Origin of the sequence: Paraburkholderia sp. PREW-6R (assembly GCF_039621805.1) — a bacterium.
Lineage (GTDB): Bacteria > Pseudomonadota > Gammaproteobacteria > Burkholderiales > Burkholderiaceae > Paraburkholderia.
Map to the genome: position 1 here is coordinate 2,177,451 of NZ_CP155073.1, position 18,718 is coordinate 2,196,168.

The following is an 18,718-nucleotide window of genomic DNA, read 5'->3' on the forward strand; positions in this document are numbered from 1 at the left end:
GGCGTCACGACTCAACCGCGCGCGTCGCCTTCCTGATGAACACAAAAAACATCCTCCAGTTGCTGATCCTTGCCGCGCTATGGGGCGCGTCGTTTCTGTTTATCCGGGTCGGCGTCACCGACTTCGGCGTCGCTCCGCTGATGGCGCTGCGCGTAGGCATCGGCGCGGCATTTCTCGCGGTCATGCTGATTACCCGACGGCCGTTGCGTCAGTCGGTGACCACCCTGCGCACACGCGCGTTCCCGCTGCTGATAGTGGGCATGCTGAACTCGGCAGCGCCATTCTGTCTTTTTGCGTACGCTGAACTCACGCTGTCGGCGGGTGTCACGTCCGTCATCAATGCCAGCACGCCGCTTTGGGGCGCGCTTGTCGGATATGTGTGGCTGCGCGACCGGCTGAGCGCGCTGCGCACGCTCGGTCTCGTGATCGGCTTTCTGGGCGTGCTGATGCTGGTGTGGGATCAGATCGCCACACCGAACGGGTCGGCCGCGACGCCGCGCGCCGCCGCGCTCGCAGCCGCTGCTGCGCTTGGCGCGACGCTGCTCTACGGGATCGCAGCCAACTACACGAAGCGCCATCTGACCGGGGTGGATGCGCTCACCGTTGCGGCCGGCACCATGACCGGCGCCACGATCGTGCTGCTGCCGCTCGCGGTGATCTACTGGCCCACGACGCCCGTCTCACTGCATGCGTGGGGCGCGGTGGTTGCGCTAGGCGTCGCGTGCACGGGCGTCGCGTACATGCTGTTCTTCCACCTGATCGCGGTGGCCGGGCCGGCGCGTGCGATCACGGTCACGTTCGTGATTCCGATTTTCGGGATTCTGTGGGGCGCGATGTTTCTCGGAGAAGGTGTGTCGCCCGGGATGCTGGAAGGTTGCGGCGTCATTCTGGTCGGAACGGCGCTTGCCACGGGTGTGGTCAAGCGGCTGCCGAGAATATGGCCGCGTCGGGCCGACAGTTGAATTTGGCGGCTTGCCGGCCGTGTTTTGCCGGCGATGCCGCGCCGCCGCGCAAGCAGATTCTTTAAGTAAAAAATAGCCCGCACTCCGTGGGAGTGCGGGCGAAACCGTCGCCCTACGAGGATAGGCGACGGGGCCACCGAGGCCGCGCATCCACCGCGCGCAGGCCGACATTCGGCGGAGCTAACGCTCGCTCATCGTGAACTGTGACTGCACTGTGGTCGAAGACCGTTGCTTCGACTTTGCTGCGAATATCAGCAGGAGCGGCTATCCGTCGCTATCAGCCTTAAAGCAGCTTGTGTGCCAATCCATAGAGGCGCAGATTCATCGCTGTAGTGCGTTGATTTTTATCGTATTTTTTAACGCAGGCAGGGCATGGGATGTCGCTAAACGGGTCGGAGAACGTTACGTCACCCACATGACGTCACGTTACGGGCGGTCGCACGATGCGGCCGCCGCAGACGGGTTGATTCCTTCGAAGCGCCCGATCAATCTCAGGAGGTCGGCGACTTGGTACGTTCAGCGACCGTTTGACGAAGCCGTAGCCCGGCGGGCCGACGCGTCGTCTCGCGCGGGTTCAACGCGGCGCCACACACTACCGCCAGAACGAGCAAGCTCGCTGCCCACATCCAGTAAGGGATAACGTCGAACATGGCCAACTCCCGAGGTCAATGCCGGACCGTGCCGGCTTACATTGCCTTGAGCAAAACACGTGCTCGCTCTGCGCCATTCGTGGCCATGTGCAGTAGACGATAAAAAAGCCCGCCTAGACGATGTTCGCCGGGCGGGCTTATTTCAGCAGGGTGAAGCGGGAAAACCGGCCAATCAGTGCAGTTGATCGACCATCAGCCCCATGATCTGCTTCGCCTGAGGGCTCTCGTCGATATTGCCTTTGTCGTCGACGACGGCTACCCGGGTCTCGTTCGGTGTCAATGCGCGCACGTTCACGCGATACTGCTTGGCAACTTTTTCCTTCTTGCCGTGGAAAACCTGACTCCAGAAGCCCTGTTCCGCCGATGTCATGTCCTTGGGATCGACATAACGCACGAAATACAGACCGCGCGTGAGATCGCGGTCGTCGACCGTGAAGTTACTGCGGTCGAGCGCAAGGCCCACGCGCAGCCATGCCCGGTCGTACGGTTCGCCGAGGGTCAACTCGGTGGACGAAAACTGCGCTTGCGTGTTGGCCGCCGAGTCGGCATCTGGCATAGGTTGTTGCGCCGACAGCGCGACGTTTTGCGCAGCGGTAGCAGCCGCCGCGGATTTCGCACCCGCTGTGGCCGCGTTCGGCGCAGCTTGTGCGCCAGCCGGCGACAGCTCGGCGCTTTGCGTACCGGCCGGCTTCGCGCGCGAGTCCGCCAACGCAAGTGACGCCATCAGGCGCTTCAGGTATTCCTGTTCGAGGCCCGGGTCGTTCGGCTTGGGTACCCATGTGCTCGAATCGTTGTTCGTGCCCGTCAGCGCTTCGCGCATGCCCTTCTGGCTGATGAACACATAAGTGCCGCCGTTCGGTGCCGCTTCGAGACGCGTGCGGTACTTGTTGCGCTCCGAAGTCACATAGCTGTTGCCCATTGCTTTGGACAGCGTGTTACGGATCAGACCGTCGTTGATCTGCGCATGCGTTTCGTTCCAGTCGGTCTCCATCACGCCCTTGTCGCGCTGATCGACCACGAGCAGGAAGCCCTGTTCCTGCCAGAAACGGCGGATTTGCGCCCAGGCCTGCTCGGGCGTCTTGTTGTCGATCACCAGCCAGCTTTCCGTGCCGTCGCGCTGGATATGCATGCCGGTGACCTGCGGCACCACCGTCAGCGTATTGGCCGCCGGCGCTTGTGCCTGAACCTGCTTGAGCGTGGACAACGAGGTTTCGCCGCCTTGCGGAGGCAACGAACGCTGATCGGCCGTCTCGTCGATCATGTTTGGCGGTACGGCAAGCGAAACCTGCTTTGACTTGGAGTCGCTCTTATAGTCGATTTTGGTAGGCGACGAGGTGCCGCAGCCGGCGACCAGCCCGCCTGCCATCAGCATTACTGCGAACCGCTTGGTAAGACGAAGATCAGTCATGTTCGGGGAATCCTTCCGCTACGCCACGGCAAGTTTCCGTGGATCAACCCAGCATTTTACCGGTCCCGGCTAGCGATGTGCAAAAACCGGGGTTCTCCCGCGAATTAAGTAGCGTCGTGAAAGCCAGGAGCCACCGTGCTCGTCTTCACCGAGGCACGACCGGATCAGCTTGTGGCCACAGCCAGGTATCACGCTCTCGCTCACGTCGCAGCGTAGGAATGAATTCCGCGCCGTCCGCCCGCTGCGCGATTTAACGTTCCAAAACGTTTCTGCAAAGGGTGTCACGCATCCTTCTGCCTCTCGCAGACCCTTGTTTTCAAAAGGTCTTTCCAGCCAGCGTGACTGCCGGTTTCAGGAAGACCAGCACGCGGCCAATCTTGGGTCTCGTCGGTATCGCGACCCCCAGTGCTATCTTGAATTTCACGTCTCAATAATGTTTGAGGCAAACAACCACAGAGCACTGCGATGCCAGACTCCCTCTTCTCACTTAGTGCCGCGTCGCTGACGCTCGTGTGCTTAACCCTTGTGACGGACGCACACGCCGAACTCGGCGGCACGATGCCCACGTCCGCGGTTTCACACGCAGCCGCGCCCACGGCGTCGCTGAACGGCGCGCTGCGCGTGCGCACTTTCACCGACACCGGCAAGACGACGATCAACGAATACGCGACGAGCACCGGGCAGATCGTCGCGTACACGTGGCAGGGGCCGACCATGCCGGACCTGCGTGCGTTGCTGGGCAACTACGCAGATTCGTTTCGCGCTGGAGCGGCCGCGCTGCCGGCGGATGGCAACCTGCATATCGCCCGCGTTGCCCGACCGGACGTGATCGTGGAAACCGGCGGTCCGATGCGAAGCTATGTTGGGCGCGCATGGCTACCCGGTGCGTTGCCGGCAGGCGTGACTGCGGACGACCTTCGCTGACGCGAGCCCGCCGCGCTGGGGTAAAGCGGCGCACGGCCAAGTTTCGGCAGCCTCCTCGGCAGAGGCTTACCGCTACACCGCCAGCCCATTGCTACACAAAAAATGCCGCACATTTCAGACCCAATACGCTACGCCGCGGCGGGAATCGCCCCGCCCGCAGCAATACAAGACATTCCGACCACAAGCCGCCACGTCATGAAACCGCCATTCCCCCGTCTCGGTTCGTTACTCGCCCTGTCCGCGCTCTGCGCCACGCTGGTTGCGTGCGGCGGCGGAGGCAGCAGCGCAAGCAGCGCGTCTGCTGGCTCCGGCCCTGCTCCAGCCGCCAACCCCGGCGGCGCAACCACGCCGGCGGGTGCCACGCCGCCTGCGTCATTGGGCACCTCCAGCACAGATACCTCCGTACCGCAGTCGACCACGCCCAACGTCCAGCCGATCGCCGTCGCCACCGCGCCCGGGCTGACGCGCAACATGCTTACGACAAGCGTCACGGTGTGCCAGCCGGGCACGAGCCATTGCGCGACGATCGACAACGTTCAGGTGGACACCGGCTCGCAAGGGCTGCGCATTCTCGCTTCCGCCATGCCCTCCACGCTGGCCCTGCCCGCGCTGAGCGGCGGCGGCAACGGCGGCAGCGGCGCTTCGGCCGAATGCGCGGTATTCGGCGGCGGCTACACGTGGGGCGCGGTGCGCAGCGCAGATGTTCGAATGGCCGGCCAGCAGGCCAGTGCGATTCCAATTCAGGTGATCGCGGACCCTGCGGTTCCGACGGTTCCCTCCGACTGCGCCGGCTCGGGCCGAGCCATGCAGACGCTTGCCACACTCAGAGCCAACGGCGTTCTCGGTGTTGGCCTTTTTACCTCGGACTGCGGCAGCGGCTGTGCGAGCACCGCACTGCCGCGTTGGTACTACAGTTGCGCGGCTGATGGCACATGCGCGGCAAGCGCGCAACCCGTTGCGCAACAAGTGACGAATCCCGTAAGCCAATTTCCCCTCGATAACAACGGCGTGGTAATCGACCTGCCCGCGATCGCCGATGCCGGCGCCGCCAGCGTATCCGGCTCGATGATCTTCGGCATTGGCACCCAGGCGAACAACGTGCTCGGCAATGCAACCGTGCTGAACACAAATTCACAGACCGGCTTCGTTACCACGACCCGCAATGGACAGACATACAACCAAAGCTATCTGGACAGTGGCTCGAACGGCTACTTCTTCAGCGACACCCAACTGCCGCAATGCGGCTACTGGTACTGCCCGAGCTCGACGCAATCAGCCAGCGCAGTGATTGCCGGCACGAACGGCACTTTGAGCGCAGTGACGTTTGCAATCGGCAACTCCAGCCTGCTGTTCGCCTCCGGCAACAACGCGTTCAACAATCTCGCCGGCATTTCCAGCAATGCATTTTGCTGGGGGCTGCCATTCTTTTTCGGACGACGCGTGTACACCGCAATCGCCTCCCGGACCACGCCTGCCGGCCCGGGTCCCTACTTCGCATTCTGACAGCAGGGACGATTTGCGTGGTCTGAAAATGCCGCTCTTTCGAGCGTGGAAATTTCGCAAAGTCGCGAAGCAGCCAAATTTGATATGCACCGGCTGAGATAATCTGTTCACCCAGCCAACGCATTTCTTTGCTTAGTCATGCAGATCGTTCAATAGCAACACGATGGAAGAAGCCACCTTTTCTCTCGACCACTTCGAGCAGCTCGTCTACACGCGGCAACACGTCAGGGCAGCAATCCAGCTCATTGCCGCGCTCGCGCTTCTGCAGCAAAAGCGCGGCGCGATAGACGGCAGCTTTCGCGCTTCCGGCATCAGCCATCTGCCGGCAGCCGAACAGCGGGAGCGCTTCTGCACAAGGCTCGCGAGCGCGGCGTCCACGTTGTTCGCTGATCCCGATTTCAAGCTGCCCGACGAATGCTTCAGGCTCTTTCTTACGCTGCATGAATGGGTCGGCATTGTGTTTTCGGCCACCGCTTTCGGCAATGCCGATCATGTCGCCCGCTACCTGAATCCGCGTGGCCCGGAAAACGGCGAGTTTCTTCCGGGCGACCGTTTCGTGGAGAAGCTGTGTGTGCTTTATTCCACCGAGTCTGAGCTTGAACTGAGAATTTCCGAGCTTTGGGCTTATGACAAAACTCTCGCGGCCTGTCTCGCGCTGGTTCTACTCGCGCCGGTATTTAAAGGGTCCGCGAACGCGCATCTGAAACGCGAGGCGCTGATCGAATGGCTGCCCGGCAAATTGCAACAGATCGGCGACCTCGACGATTTGCCCACCGCGTTGCTGCACAACGCGTACATGTTCTGTAGCTACGCTGATACGCCCCGGCGCCATGAGATCAAACGCGACATCAACGTGTTGGTGCGCCGCAAGCTGGCTCAATTGGGATTGACCGATTTACCCGTTGAGCCATCCACCGCCGGCAAACAGGAGCACCGGCGCAGCAAAAAACCTTTGATGCTCGTCGTGCTCGAGTGGTTCGGCGGCGCGCATTCCATCTATCGGACGCATTCCCGCACGCTCGAAGCTGCGCGTGAACATTTCGAAGTGGTGGCATTCGGCTTCGGCTACGCGATCGACGACATCGGGCGCAAGGTATTCGATCGTTTCATTGAACTGGAAAGGCCGGAATACATCGGTGAATGCCTGAAGAGCATTCGTGACTTCGCGGAGGCCGAGAAGCCGGACGTGCTGTACATGCCGAGCGTCGGCATGTTCGTGCTAACCGTGTTCATGTCGAACTTGCGGGTCGCACCACTGCAAATCGCCGGTCTCGGGCACCCCGCCACCACGCATTCCGACAAGATCGACTATGTCAGCGTAGAAGAAGATTACGTGGGCGACCCCGCGTGTTTCAGCGAACGCTTGCTGAAATTACCCCGGAACGGACAGCCGTACCGGCCGTCGGTGTCGCTACCCAACATCGTGGCGGAGATTCCGCCGCCGCGCGATACGGTGGAAGTCGTCATCACGGCCAGCGCGATGAAACTCAATCCAGGCTTTCTCGCTGCATGCAACGAGATTGCTGCACGCGCGGTGACGCCGGTCGAATTTCATTTCATGAGCGGCGTGCCCGCCGGCCTCGCGCTCGAGCGAATGCGTCATGTAATCGGACAGGCGGTGCCGCGCGCTTTCGTGCACGGCTTTCACGACTACGCGGGCTACCTTGCGCGCGTGAACCGCTCGGACCTCTTTCTCAGCCCGTTTCCGTTTGGCAATACCAACGGCATCGTGGATGCGGTCACCCTGGGCCTGCCCGGTGTCTGCAGGAAAGGTCCAGAGGTTTTCGAGCGTATCGATGGCGCGTTGTTCGAGCGTGTGAGCATGCCGGCGTGGACCACGGCCGTGGGTACCGAGGCCTACATTGCAGCCGCCGTGCGAATGATCGACGGCCACGAAGAGCGGACAAACCTGCGACGGCATCTCATCGAGATGCGCGCCGTGGAACGTTGCTTCGAAGGAAAGCCGGAGATCTTCGGGGAACGCGTGTTCGAGTTGACACGCACGCGTCGGCAGCATCATGCGCAGGAGCCGGCCCAAGGAATCGTCGAGCAGGTTTGAGGAATCGTTGATAGGACGTGCCGCAGCTTTGGGCGCCCAAGTGAAATCGCGGCATCTCCTGCGAAAGCGGACCGCGACTAGTCAGCTGCTTCACTCGCAGCGGCATCGGGGGGAGCCGCGAGCTTTGCCGGCGCCAGCCAGCTGAACAGGTCCAGCGTTGAGCCATGAAAGGTGCACTCCGCGGCGGCGGCCGTAGTCGACTTTCTCGGCTTACCCGACTTGTCTAACAAGGAGACGGCGGCCGACGCGCTGCCAGCAGACGGCGCTTGCGCAGCAGACGCGCCAGATGCCGTTGCTGCGGCCGAAGCAGCGGCTGGCGAGGTAGCTGCGGAAAGGGTCGAGGAACCGGTCGTCAAACCGGTCGAGGGAGCAGCCGAAGCACGAGCCGAAGAAACCAGCGTTGCGCTTGCGGCCGAAGCCGCCGCATCGGCGGCCATGACTTCCGACGCATTCATCACGTGGTCAATCGATCCTTCCACCACCACGCGTGACCCGTGAATGGCCGCGCCCGTATGCGAGATCTTGAGTGTATCCGTCGACTGTTCTGCCAGCTTGCTTCGCATCAACTGTTCGCATGCGTCCGAGTTCTTGTAGACAGCCGTGCAGGCGGCCAGCAATGTGGCAACAGCCGTCACGCAAGCGATAGAGAGTGTCCGCATCTTCATTGATGTTCCGTTTTTCAAGCCGTCGGCAATTGTAGCTTACGGCCACGTTGAACGGCATCGACGGAAACGCACGCGGCCCGCTGCGCTACGAAACGGATAACTTGACCGTCATGGCCGGCATCGGCATTGTGTTGGCCGGCCTCTTCGCCGATCCCAACTCACGGGCGCGGCAAGGGTGACTAACAGCGCATTCACCGATTCCCTTCGCATGCTCAGTCTTGCCCTCCTCGCGATCGCGGCTTACGCGGCGACCAATATCGACAACCTGTTCGTGCTGTTGGCGTTTCTCGCTGACGCGAAAAGTCCTGGACAACGGCGTCGCGTAATCGCCGGGCAGTGCGCGGGCTCGCTGACCTTGATCGCGGCGTCGGCGCTGCTCGCCCTGATGTTGACGCGCCTGCCCGCCGGCTACGTCGGGTTGCTCGGGTTGTTGCCGATTGGCGTGGGGCTTGCGAAAGCCTGGGAGCGATTCGGGCCGGTGAAGTCCGGGGTAAAGCCGCCCGGGCCAGCCATGGCTGAAAGCAGCGAAACGGGCGTGCAGTCGGCGGATTCGGCAAACGCGAGCCATCCGTCAGACCCGCAACGCGTTACACGTTTTGCCGGAACCGTTGCATCTGCGTCAACCGCGAAGCACACGAATGACACCCTGCCCGCCGAGTCTGCCAAACATGCGGCCGCACCTGAACCTTCCGGCCACGCTCCCTCACCCAGCCGCAGCACGTCCTGGTGGACGGTCGCCTGTGTGGCCGTCGCCAACGGCTCCGACAACCTGGCGGTCTATGTGCCGCTTTACGCAGCTCATTCACATGGCGAAGGCGCACTGATTTCGCTGGTTTTCACCGCGATGATCGCGCTGTGGTGCGCAGGGTCCGTCTGGCTTGTCGAGCACCCGTTGCTTGGCGCGCCGATCCGTCGTTACGGCACTGCATTGCTGCCGTTCATCCTGCTTATCATCGGTGGATCGGTCATTGCAGAGAACGATACATTGCGTATCGTGTTTGGTGTCTAGCGACGGGTCCTTGGCGACTGATTTCTAATGGCGCATGGAGCCAGTCCGCACGGGCGTTTGCGTATCCCTAACATGGCCTACGCGTCAAAACATGCTACGCCCGCAGCCCGCTACAACCCGAACGGGCTACGGGGGCTACCACGCTACAGCAAGCGCTTCAATTCGACGGCGTCGGCGTTTGCGGCTGCACATACGTGCGCACACCGGCAAGCGGTGAACCATAGCCGCCGGCATTCGTGTTATTCGGCAAGCCATTCACTAGCTGTGCGCGCGGATCGGTCGGATTGAGGTTCATCTCCCCGGCCTGTTGGTTGCCGTGCGTAGGATATTCGCTGCCGCGCGCCGCGCCCGGCATCAGGCGAGTGCTGTTTTGCGGCGCATTCATGTCGTCCTGAACGCTCAAGCCCTGTGCGCCGGCGTGGGCGGCGATGCCGCAAACGCCTGCGTACACCAATGCCCGCACTACCCTCGACAGTTTCGATTTCTGTGCCATACCTACCTCCGGCAGAAGTAAACAGTTGAATATCCGCACGCCGACAGGCATTCACCGCAGCAGAGTGCGAAATGCTGAACACATCATTTATACGCGCCGCTTTGACTTTCGGATTCGGAAATCGACTTCCCGAAGCAAGGGGGAAGCAGGAGAGCGGGCGCTAGCGGACCACCCTGTCACCGCGGCATATCCTTATACCGATTGCCCATTTCACGGTGATCGCAATCGCGTTCCATAATGCACGTCATGAACCCAACAAACGCCAACCGTCCTTTCCGAGCCGGTGCGCCCGACCACGCGTCATGCGCCTACCGCACATCCGACGCACCGCGCCCACACCTGCGCCAATCTGCCGCCACTGCACTGTTCACCGTACTGACCACGCTCGCTGCAACGCTCTGTCTGACCGCCTGCACGGCGCCGGCGACGTCGGCCGCAACTTCGTCCGCACAACTCAACCCGTCGACGCTTGACGGCGCAATTTCCGGGCCGCAGCGTGGCGACAAAGCGCGCGAGCGCGACGTCTACCGTCATCCCCAGCAGACATTGCAATTCTTCGAACTCGCGCCGTCGCAGACCGTGCTCGAAATCGCGCCGGGCGGCGGCTGGTACACCGAAATCCTCGCGCCCTATCTGCATGCGCACGGAAAACTGTATGAGGCGGAATATGTCGGGCCGGGTGCGCCATCTGCGGAATCGCAGACGAGCCAGGCCGCTTTCGCGCGCAAACTGGCCGCGACGCCCGCCGTGTACAGCGGCGTCGTCGTCGGGACGCTGCACGATGGGCAATTCAGCGGTTTTCCGGCAAATGGGACCGTGGACCGGGTGCTGACCTTCCGCAATATCCATAACTGGATCGAGGATGGCCAGCTCGATGCGAACCTGCGCGCGTTCTACGCCGCGCTCAAGCCAGGCGGCCTGCTCGGCGTCGAGGAACACCGGGCGGCACCGGGCACATCGCTCGAACAGACGATTCAAAGCGGCTATGTCACGGAAGACTACGTGATCAACCACGCACAGGCGGCCGGTTTTCAGTTCGCGGGACGCAGCGAAGTGAACGCCAATCCGCGCGACACGAAGAATTACCCGAACGGCGTGTGGTCATTGCCCCCAACGTACCGAGGCGGCGACGTCGACCGGGCCCGGTTTGCGGCAATCGGCGAGTCGGATCGCATGACACTGCGCTTCGTGAAGCCCGCGCCGTGACAGAACGACCGGTCATGTTGCGCAGAGAAGCGGAAGACGGCGCTTGACGCCGCCCCGATAATATGGTCCCATCACGTCCTATGTACCGCGCCCAGACCACCCTATCGCTACTACTAGCCCGCTCTACCGGGCTAGGTCTGCTGCTGCGCGCTTCGATCTGAATTTCCTGAAGCATCGCTTGATTCCCCAGTAACTGACCCAGCCCCGGTTTCCGACCGGCGGCCTTGTTATTGTGTTTTCGTCGTCCGGTCGACACCCCGCTTTGTCGAACCCACGGATGATGAAAATGTTGAAAAACCCCGCCACCAAATACACCGAATTCAAGCCCGTCGACTTGAAGGACCGCCAATGGCCGTCGCGCAGCATCACACGCGCGCCGATCTGGATGAGCACGGACCTGCGTGACGGCAACCAGTCGCTGTTCGAGCCGATGGACGCGCAACGCAAAATGCGGATGTTCAAAACCCTCGTGCAGATCGGTTTCAAGGAAATCGAAGTCGCGTTCCCGTCTGCTTCGCAAACCGACTTCAACTTCGTGCGCGAACTGATCGAGGGTGGGCACATTCCCGACGACGTGACGATCGAAGTGCTGACGCAAGCCCGCGACGACCTGATCGAGCGCACTTTCGAATCGCTGCGCGGCGCGCCGCGCGCAATTGTCCACCTGTACAACGCGACCGCGCCCGAATTCCGCCGCATCGTGTTCGGCCTCGAAAAGAGCGGCGTGATCGAACTGGCGCAAAAGGCCGCGCGCACGATGAAGCGGATCGTCGACGCGACGCCGGAAACGAAGTTCACGTTGCAGTACAGCCCGGAAGTCTTCAGTGGCACCGAGATCGAATTCGCAAAAGAAGTGTGCGACGCCGTTTTCGATATCTGGCAGCCGACGCCCGAGAACAAGGCGATCGTCAACTTGCCGGCCACCGTCGAAATGTCCACGCCGAACGTCTACGCGGACCAGATCGAGTGGATGCATCGCCATCTCGCGCGCCGTGAGTCGCTGATCATCTCTGTCCATCCGCATAATGATCGCGGCACGGCGGTCGCAGCGGCGGAACTGGCGGTGATGGCGGGCGCGGACCGGATCGAAGGCTGCCTGTTCGGCAACGGCGAGCGCACCGGCAACGTCGACCTCGTCACGCTCGCATTGAATCTGTACACGCAAGGCATCGATCCGGGCCTCGACTTTTCGAACATCAACGAAGTCGCGCGCACCGCCGAAGAATGCACGCAGTTGCCGATTCACCCGCGTCACCCGTATGTCGGCGACCTGGTATTCACAGCGTTTTCGGGCTCGCATCAGGACGCGATCAAGAAAGGTCTCGCCGTGCAGAAAGCAGACGCGGTCTGGGAAGTGCCCTACCTGCCCATCGATCCGCGTGATCTTGGCCGTACGTACGACTCGGTAATTCGCGTGAATAGCCAGTCGGGCAAAGGCGGCATCGCCTACCTGCTCGAGCAGAGCTACGGTGTCGTGCTGCCGCGCCGCCTGCAGGTCGATTTCAGCTCCGCTGTGCAGCGCTATACCGACGACAGCGGCCATGAAGTCACGCCGTCGCAAATCTGGGAACTGTTTCAGCAGGAATACGTGCGCACCGTGGAGCCGATTCATTACATCGGTCATAGCCTGTCGGAGACCAACGGCCGCGAGCACATCAAGCTCACCGTCGACATCCACGGCAAGCGCCGCGTGCTGAGCGGCGAAGGCAATGGCCCGCTCGACGCCCTCATGCATGCGATCGACGCGCCGGTTCGCGTGCAGCATTATGAAGAACGTGCATTGACGCAAGGCGCGGACGCGCGCGCGGTCGCCATCGCTGAAATGGCGGGTGCCGATGTGGCCGGCAGCGCATTCGGCGTGGGTGTGGACGTCAATCTGGTGACGGCGTCGATCCGCGCAGTCATCAGCGGCGTGAACCGTGCCTATGTCCGTGCGAGTGACGACGCGAAGGCACGTTTCTTCGAGTCCGCATTGAACGATGCGGCAGAACGCGCGACGGTGTGATATCGCGTTGCTTCAACACTTGAGCTGGTGAAAAAAACAGGGCGCCGCGGCGCCCTGTTTTCGTTTGCACTTTGCACGTGCACTTCAGGCATGCCCTTCACACGCCCAGGCGCACGCGACTACTCCGTCCACGATTCCGGCAAACCCTGCGTGAGCGTGGACACGAACTGCGCCGTTTCCGGCTCGCGCGGATGCATGAAAATTTCGCGCGACGGTCCCGCTTCCACCACCGTGCCGTTGTTCAGGAACACCACGTCCCGCGCAATCGTTGCGGCAAGCCGCAGATCGTGGGTGGCCATCAGCATGGTCATGCCTTCGTTGGCGAGTTGCTTGAGCACTTCAACCACTTCCGCCGCGAGGCCCGGATCGAGCGCCGAGGTCGGCTCGTCGCACAACAACACTTCCGGCGACGGCGCCAACGCTCGCGCAATGGCGACACGTTGCTGCTGACCGCCGGAAAGCGTGGCAGGCCACGCATCCGCCTTATGAGCGATCCCGACTTTTTCGAGCAGTTCGTCAGCGCGTACGCGGGCTTTCTCCTTGTCCCACTTCTGCACTGTCAGCAGACCTTCCATGACGTTCTGCCGCACTGTGAGGTGTGGAAACAGCTGGAAGTTCTGAAACACCATGCCGGTGCGGCGGCGAATCGCCAGCACGGCGTCGCGCGAAGGCTTCTGGTCGCGGCTGAATTCCAGCTTCAGATCGCCAAGCTGCAGCGACCCGGACTCCGGAATTTCCAGCAGATTCACGCATCGCAGCAGCGTGCTCTTGCCACTGCCGGACGGTCCCACCAGCGCGGTGACATTGCCCGACGCGAGGTGCAGATCCACCGAATTCAGCACACGGTGGCCGGCGAAATACTTGTCGATTTTTTCCAGTCGGATCATCAGTTGCCTGCCTGGAATAGAGCGTGACGGCCAAATTTGCGCTCGAGCCTTGCCTGCGCCGACGACAACACCGAACTGAACACCAGGTACACCAGCGCGGCCTCGGTATAAAGAATCAATGGCTCGTACGTGACAGACGCGATGCGCTGCGCTGCCTGAAAAACTTCCGGCACGGTCAGCACCGCGGCAAGCGACGTGTCTTTCACCAGCGCGATGAACGAGTTGGACAGCGGCGGCAACGCCACGCGCGCCGCCTGTGGCAGGATCGCGCGACGCAACGCCTGCTCGCGCGTCATCCCCATCGAATACGCGGCTTCCCACTGCCCTTTTGGAATCGACTCGATCACACCGCGAATCACCTCGGAGTTATAGGCGCCCACGTTCAGCGAAAAACCGATGATTGCGGCCGTCAACGGATCGAGCACGACACCGATGTTCGGGAGTCCGTAGAAGATCACGAACAGCTGCACGAGCAACGGTGAGCCGCGAAACAGCCACACATAGAAGCGCACGATCGCAATCGCCCACTTCGGCCCGAACAGCCGGACGAGCGCAACGATGAACGCGAGCGCAAGCCCGATCGCAAACGACGCGAGCGTCAGCGGAACGGTAAAAACAAGCCCCGCGTACAGCAGAGGCCATAACGACTGCGCCATCAGATGCAACCATGCCGGCATGATTCAGACTCGCAAGTGGCGTTTAATTGGAGACGTCCTTGCCAAAGTACTTCTGCGAAATCTTCGCATAGGTCCCGTCTTTCTTCATGTCGGCGAGCGCCTTGTTGATCGCCGCCTGTAATTCGGGACTACCCTTGCGGATCAGCACCGCGGATTTGTCGCTGCTGTCCGCCGAGGTATCCAGCGCGGCGATCTTCACCTTCGCGTCCGGACGGTGCTTCTTGAAGTCGAGGAACGACAGCGAATCGTTCACGGTGGCGTCCACACGTCCCGACGTCAGCAGATCGACCGACTCGTTAAAACCCTGCACGGGGATCACATCCGCGCCATGCGCCGCCGCAATCTTGCCGAAGTTGCTGGTGAGCGTATTGGCCGACTTCTTGCCCTTCAGGTCGTCGAAAGTCTTGATCGTGTTGTTATCCGAACGCACGATCAGCGCCGCATGCGACGTGATGTAGGGGTCCGAGAAATCGTACTTGGCCTTGCGCGCGTCGGTCACGGCCACCTCATTGATGACGGCGTCGTAGCGGTTCACGTCGAGGCCAGCAATCAGGCCGTCCCATTTGCCTTCGACGAACTGCGGCTTTACGCCGAGGCGCTGTGCGATCGCCGTGCCGATTTCGACGTCGAAACCGGTGAGCTTGTTCGACGCGTCGTGGAATGTGAACGGGGCATAGGTGCCTTCCGTGCCGATGCGGAACACGCCGGCGGATTTGATCTGCGCGAGCTCGTCGGCGGCGAAGGCCGAGCTGACCGTCACCGCTTGCAGCAACGCGATGAGCAGAATGGAACGAATCGACTTCATCAGGGGGCTCCGAAAAAATTTGCCAGGTCGGTGGCTTGTCATGTGTCCAGCAGGGCCTGCCGGCATTTTGCGCCCGCAGGGTGGGCGGACTGTAGCAAACGGGCTACGTTTTTACAAAGGATCAGGTTTCCGATCAATATGCGCAGCCGTGCTAAGCCGACAGCCGTGGCCTCTGGTGTAACGTGGAATTGAACTTTACAGCAGATAAGACAAACGCGGGATGCATCGCAACACGGAAACCATGCCGGGCCCGATCAGGGAAAACGCGGGACGCGATTGTAGCCGCAAATGGGAGAACCCCAAAAAAAGCGGCGCCGTGTGTCAGCACGGCGCCGCTCATGAACCTGTACATCGCCCGGACCGCTCACCGCTCCACCGGATGCGGCTCCTTGCGCTTGTTGGCGACGCGGATCGCGTCGAAGTAAGCACCGTTAGGCGGACGCTTCAGATAACGGCCCGCGCCACGCACCGCGCGCAGGTCTCCATCGGTCCATGCAAGGGCGCCGCGCGTGAGCGTATGGTTGGCCACGCCCTGCACCGTCATCCCCTCGAACACGTTGAAGTCCACCTTCTGATGGTGCGTCTTCACCGAAATCGTTTTGCTCGCGTTCGGGTCCCACACCACCAGATCGGCGTCCGCCCCGACCCGCACCGCGCCTTTGCGCGGATAGAGGTTGAAGATCTGCGCCGCGTTCGTCGACGTGATCCGCACGAACTCGTTCGGCGTGAGCCGCCCGGAATTCACGCCGTGATGCCAGAGCACCGCCATGCGGTCTTCCACACCGCCGCAGCCGTTCGGGATCTTCGTGAAGTCTTCGCGTCCCATCGCTTTCTGCGACGCGCAGAATACGCAGTGATCGGTCGCCGTGGTATGCAGCTGACCGGCCTGCAAGCCGCGCCACAACGCCTCGCGATGTTCGGCCGAACGAAACGGCGGGCTCATCACGTGGGCGGCCGCGCGGGTCCAGTCCGGATCGCGGTACACCGCCTCGTCGATCACCAGATGGCCCGGCAACACTTCGCCGAACACGCGCAGGCCTTCACTACGGGCACGCGCGATCGCGTCGACCGCATCTTTTGCGGACACGTGCACGATATACACCGGCACGCCGAGCACCTGCGCAATCCTGATCGCGCGATTGGCCGCCTCGCCCTCCACTTCGGGCGGCCGCGACAACGGGTGCGCCTCGGGTCCGGTAAAGCCTTTGGCCAGCAACTGGCGCTGCAATTGAAACACCAGTTCGCCGTTTTCCGCGTGCACGGTAGGCAGCGCGCCAAGTTCGAGCGAACGCGAGAAGCTGTTCACGAGCACTTCGTCGTCGGCCATGATCGCGTTTTTGTAGGCCATGAAGTGCTTGAAGCTCGACACGCCGTGTTCATGCACCAGCGTGCCCATGTCGCGATAGACCGAGTCGTCCCACCATGTCACCGCCACGTGAAAGCCATAATCCGACGACGCTTTCTCCGCCCAGCCCCGCCACTGCCCGAACGCCTCCATCAGCGATTGCTTCGGGCTCGGGATCACGAAGTCGATGATGCTGGTGGTACCGCCCGACAGCCCCGCAGCCGTGCCGGTGTAGAAGTCGTCGCTCGCCGTGGTGCCCATGAACGGCAATTCCATATGCGTATGCGGATCGATGCCGCCTGGCATCACATACTGGCCACCGGCATCGACGGTGGTCGCGCCCGCCGGCGCTTCCAGGTCCGCGCCGATCTGCAGGATCGTGCCGCCGTCCTGCGGGTCCGCACACAACACGTCTGCACGATACGTGTTCTCCGCGTCGATGATCGTGCCGCCGCGAATCAGGGTCGTCATGTTGCCGCCTCCTTGTGAACTGCTGGTTTTCCTTGCTGACCACCTGCCTGAGCGCTCGTCATTCAGGCGCTCGCGACGCGCGCGCTCGGACCTTTGCTCAACTTCATCCATGCGCTATAGACAATCGACGCCAACGCGAGTCCGACGAACCATGCATACGTATAAAGCGTATTGAAGATTGCCGGCACGTTCGGGAACGCCGCCGGAAACGCGGTATGCAGAAAACCCGGCAGATTCGGCAATACGCCGACGAGAAGCGCCACCACCGCGCCTATATTCCAGCCGCCCGTGTAGCTGTATTCGCCATGCTCGTCGAAGAGCTCACGCTGATCGAGCCGTGTGCCGCGAATCAGGAAGTAGTCGACCATCAGGATCCCGGCGACCGGGCCGAGCAGCGCCGAGTAACCGACCAGCCACGTGAAAATGTAGCCTTGCGTGGTAGCGAGAATCTTCCATGGCATCATCACGATGGCGATAGTCGCCGTTATCATGCCGCCCGTGCGGTACGTAATGCCTTTCGGCCACAGGCTCGAAAAATCGTATGCAGGTCCGACGAGATTCGCGGCGAGATTGCAGCTCATCGTGTCGAGCGTCAGGATGATCAGCGCGACGCCTACGCCGATACCCGTCATGCGGCTCGTCAGATCGATCGGGTCCCAGATGGCCTTGCCATAGATCACCACGGTCGCCGACGTCACCACTACCGAGATCACCGAAAGCAACGCCATTGGCACCGGCAGGCCGATCGACTGGCCGATAATCTGGTCGCGTTGCGTTCTGGCGAAACGCGTGAAGTCGGGAATATTCAGCGCAAGCGTGGCCCAGAAGCCGACCATGGCGGTCAGCCCCGGCCAGAACGTGGCCCAGAACATACCTTCCTTTTTGCCGCCCGGCACGAATTGCGACGGCGCGGACAGCATCGAACCGAGGCCACCCGCTTTCGAGGTGGCCCACCACACCAGCACGACGCACATCACGATCTTGATCGGCGCGGACCAGCTTTCCAGCCAGCGGATCGAATCAGTGCCATGCACGATGAAGTAGATCTGCAATGCCCAGAATGCAAGGAAACACAGCAATTGCGCGACAGATATGTCGAGAAGCGGCAGCGCCGCGCCTTGCAAAGCGTTGCCCGTCAGAATGTTCAGCAACGTGTAGATCGCGCTGCCGCCAAGCCAGGTCTGAATGCCGTACCAGCCGCACGCGACGACCGCCCGCAGCATCGCAGGAAGTTTGGCGCCCTGGGTGCCGAACGACGAACGCACCAGCACCGCATACGGAATGCCGTGCTTAGCGCCCGCATGGCCGATCAGCAGCATCGGCACCAGCACGATCAGGTTGCCGAGCAGCACGGTGAGCACCGCCTGCCACGGCGACATGCCCTCCTCCGTCAAGCCGGCGGCCAGCATGTATGACGCGATATTCATCACCATCCCGACCCAGAGCGCCGCGAAGTGATACCAGCGCCACGTGCGCTGCGCGGCGCTGGTGGGCGCGAGGTCGTCGTTATAAAGACTGCTGCCCTGCGCGCCGGCCGCAAATTGCGCGTCGACGGATTCCGCTGTCTGCTTCATCGAAAGATCTCCGCTCTATCGTTGGGGACCCGCGCGGCTTCTGACGGCGCGTCGAGTCCTTGGGACAACCCATTC

Annotated in this window: 16 protein-coding genes; 8 read left to right on the forward strand and 8 right to left on the reverse strand. The window is 61.8% G+C overall.

Features of this window, described 5'->3' with window-relative positions:
- The first annotated feature begins 35 nt into the window (after positions 1–35).
- Positions 36–962: a DMT family transporter gene (locus tag AAGS40_RS09380; RefSeq protein ID WP_345811002.1), complete on the forward strand. Its 927-nt coding sequence runs from the start codon at positions 36–38 to the stop codon at positions 960–962.
- Positions 963–1,784: 822 nt separating this feature from the next.
- Here the strand turns inward: AAGS40_RS09380 and bamC are convergent.
- Positions 1,785–3,020, reverse strand: a complete 1,236-nt coding sequence (gene bamC / locus AAGS40_RS09385) for an outer membrane protein assembly factor BamC (RefSeq protein WP_345811003.1) — start codon at positions 3,018–3,020, stop codon at positions 1,785–1,787.
- A 465-nt stretch (positions 3,021–3,485) separates the two neighbouring features.
- On the opposite strand from bamC, the gene AAGS40_RS09390 reads away from it, so the two are divergent.
- From AAGS40_RS09390 to AAGS40_RS09400, 3 genes are all read left to right on the forward strand, one after another.
- A complete protein-coding gene (locus AAGS40_RS09390; protein WP_345811004.1) occupies positions 3,486–3,944 on the forward strand; it encodes a DUF2844 domain-containing protein in 459 nt (152 codons plus the stop codon).
- 195 nt (positions 3,945–4,139) lie between these two features.
- A complete protein-coding gene (locus tag AAGS40_RS09395; protein ID WP_345811005.1) occupies positions 4,140–5,447 on the forward strand; it encodes a DUF3443 domain-containing protein in 1,308 nt (435 codons plus the stop codon).
- 163 nt (positions 5,448–5,610) lie between these two features.
- Positions 5,611–7,506 carry a glycosyl transferase family 1 gene (locus AAGS40_RS09400; RefSeq protein WP_345811006.1) on the forward strand — a complete coding sequence of 632 codons (1,896 nt, stop codon included), beginning with the start codon at positions 5,611–5,613 and terminating at the stop codon, positions 7,504–7,506.
- Between the two features lie 77 nt (positions 7,507–7,583).
- Here the strand turns inward: AAGS40_RS09400 and AAGS40_RS09405 are convergent, their stop codons facing one another.
- The gene (locus tag AAGS40_RS09405) at positions 7,584–8,171 is read right to left on the reverse strand and encodes a hypothetical protein (protein WP_345814342.1); all 588 of its coding nucleotides are present in this window, start codon (positions 8,169–8,171) and stop codon (positions 7,584–7,586) included.
- A 47-nt stretch (positions 8,172–8,218) separates the two neighbouring features.
- Between AAGS40_RS09405 and AAGS40_RS09410 the strand changes: the two genes are divergently transcribed.
- Positions 8,219–8,350, forward strand: a complete 132-nt coding sequence (locus AAGS40_RS09410) for a hypothetical protein (RefSeq protein ID WP_345811007.1) — start codon at positions 8,219–8,221, stop codon at positions 8,348–8,350.
- A gap of 29 nt (positions 8,351–8,379) precedes the next feature.
- Entirely contained in the window at positions 8,380–9,180 is an 801-nt protein-coding gene (locus AAGS40_RS09415; RefSeq protein ID WP_345811008.1) for a cadmium resistance transporter, read from the forward strand.
- Between the two features lie 157 nt (positions 9,181–9,337).
- On the opposite strand, the gene AAGS40_RS09420 is transcribed toward AAGS40_RS09415, so the two are convergent.
- Complete coding sequence (locus AAGS40_RS09420) at positions 9,338–9,673, reverse strand: hypothetical protein (RefSeq protein WP_345811009.1); 336 nt, start codon at positions 9,671–9,673, stop codon at positions 9,338–9,340.
- A 246-nt stretch (positions 9,674–9,919) separates the two neighbouring features.
- Between AAGS40_RS09420 and AAGS40_RS09425 the strand changes: the two genes are divergently transcribed.
- Both AAGS40_RS09425 and leuA read left to right on the forward strand, forming a co-directional pair.
- Positions 9,920–10,879 (forward strand): methyltransferase, encoded by a 960-nt coding sequence (locus AAGS40_RS09425; protein ID WP_345811010.1) that lies wholly within the window; start codon positions 9,920–9,922, stop codon positions 10,877–10,879.
- Positions 10,880–11,165: 286 nt separating this feature from the next.
- Positions 11,166–12,884 (forward strand): 2-isopropylmalate synthase, encoded by a 1,719-nt coding sequence (leuA, locus tag AAGS40_RS09430; RefSeq protein ID WP_345811011.1) that lies wholly within the window; start codon positions 11,166–11,168, stop codon positions 12,882–12,884.
- A gap of 119 nt (positions 12,885–13,003) precedes the next feature.
- Here the strand turns inward: leuA and AAGS40_RS09435 are convergent, their stop codons facing one another.
- From AAGS40_RS09435 to AAGS40_RS09455, 5 genes are all read right to left on the reverse strand, one after another.
- Positions 13,004–13,771 carry an amino acid ABC transporter ATP-binding protein gene (locus tag AAGS40_RS09435; RefSeq protein ID WP_345811012.1) on the reverse strand — a complete coding sequence of 256 codons (768 nt, stop codon included), beginning with the start codon at positions 13,769–13,771 and terminating at the stop codon, positions 13,004–13,006.
- On the reverse strand, positions 13,771–14,448 hold the full coding sequence (locus AAGS40_RS09440) for an amino acid ABC transporter permease (RefSeq protein ID WP_345811013.1): 678 nt from the start codon (positions 14,446–14,448) through the stop codon (positions 13,771–13,773). The genes AAGS40_RS09435 and AAGS40_RS09440 overlap by 1 nt, the downstream gene beginning before the upstream one ends.
- 22 nt (positions 14,449–14,470) lie before the next feature.
- Positions 14,471–15,253, reverse strand: coding sequence for an amino acid ABC transporter substrate-binding protein (locus AAGS40_RS09445; protein WP_345811014.1), 783 nt, complete (start codon positions 15,251–15,253; stop codon positions 14,471–14,473).
- A 364-nt stretch (positions 15,254–15,617) separates the two neighbouring features.
- On the reverse strand, positions 15,618–17,069 hold the full coding sequence (gene hydA / locus AAGS40_RS09450; protein WP_345811015.1) for a dihydropyrimidinase: 1,452 nt from the start codon (positions 17,067–17,069) through the stop codon (positions 15,618–15,620).
- Positions 17,070–17,131: 62 nt separating this feature from the next.
- A complete protein-coding gene (locus tag AAGS40_RS09455; protein ID WP_345811016.1) occupies positions 17,132–18,643 on the reverse strand; it encodes an NCS1 family nucleobase:cation symporter-1 in 1,512 nt (503 codons plus the stop codon).
- Positions 18,644–18,718 lie beyond the last annotated feature (75 nt).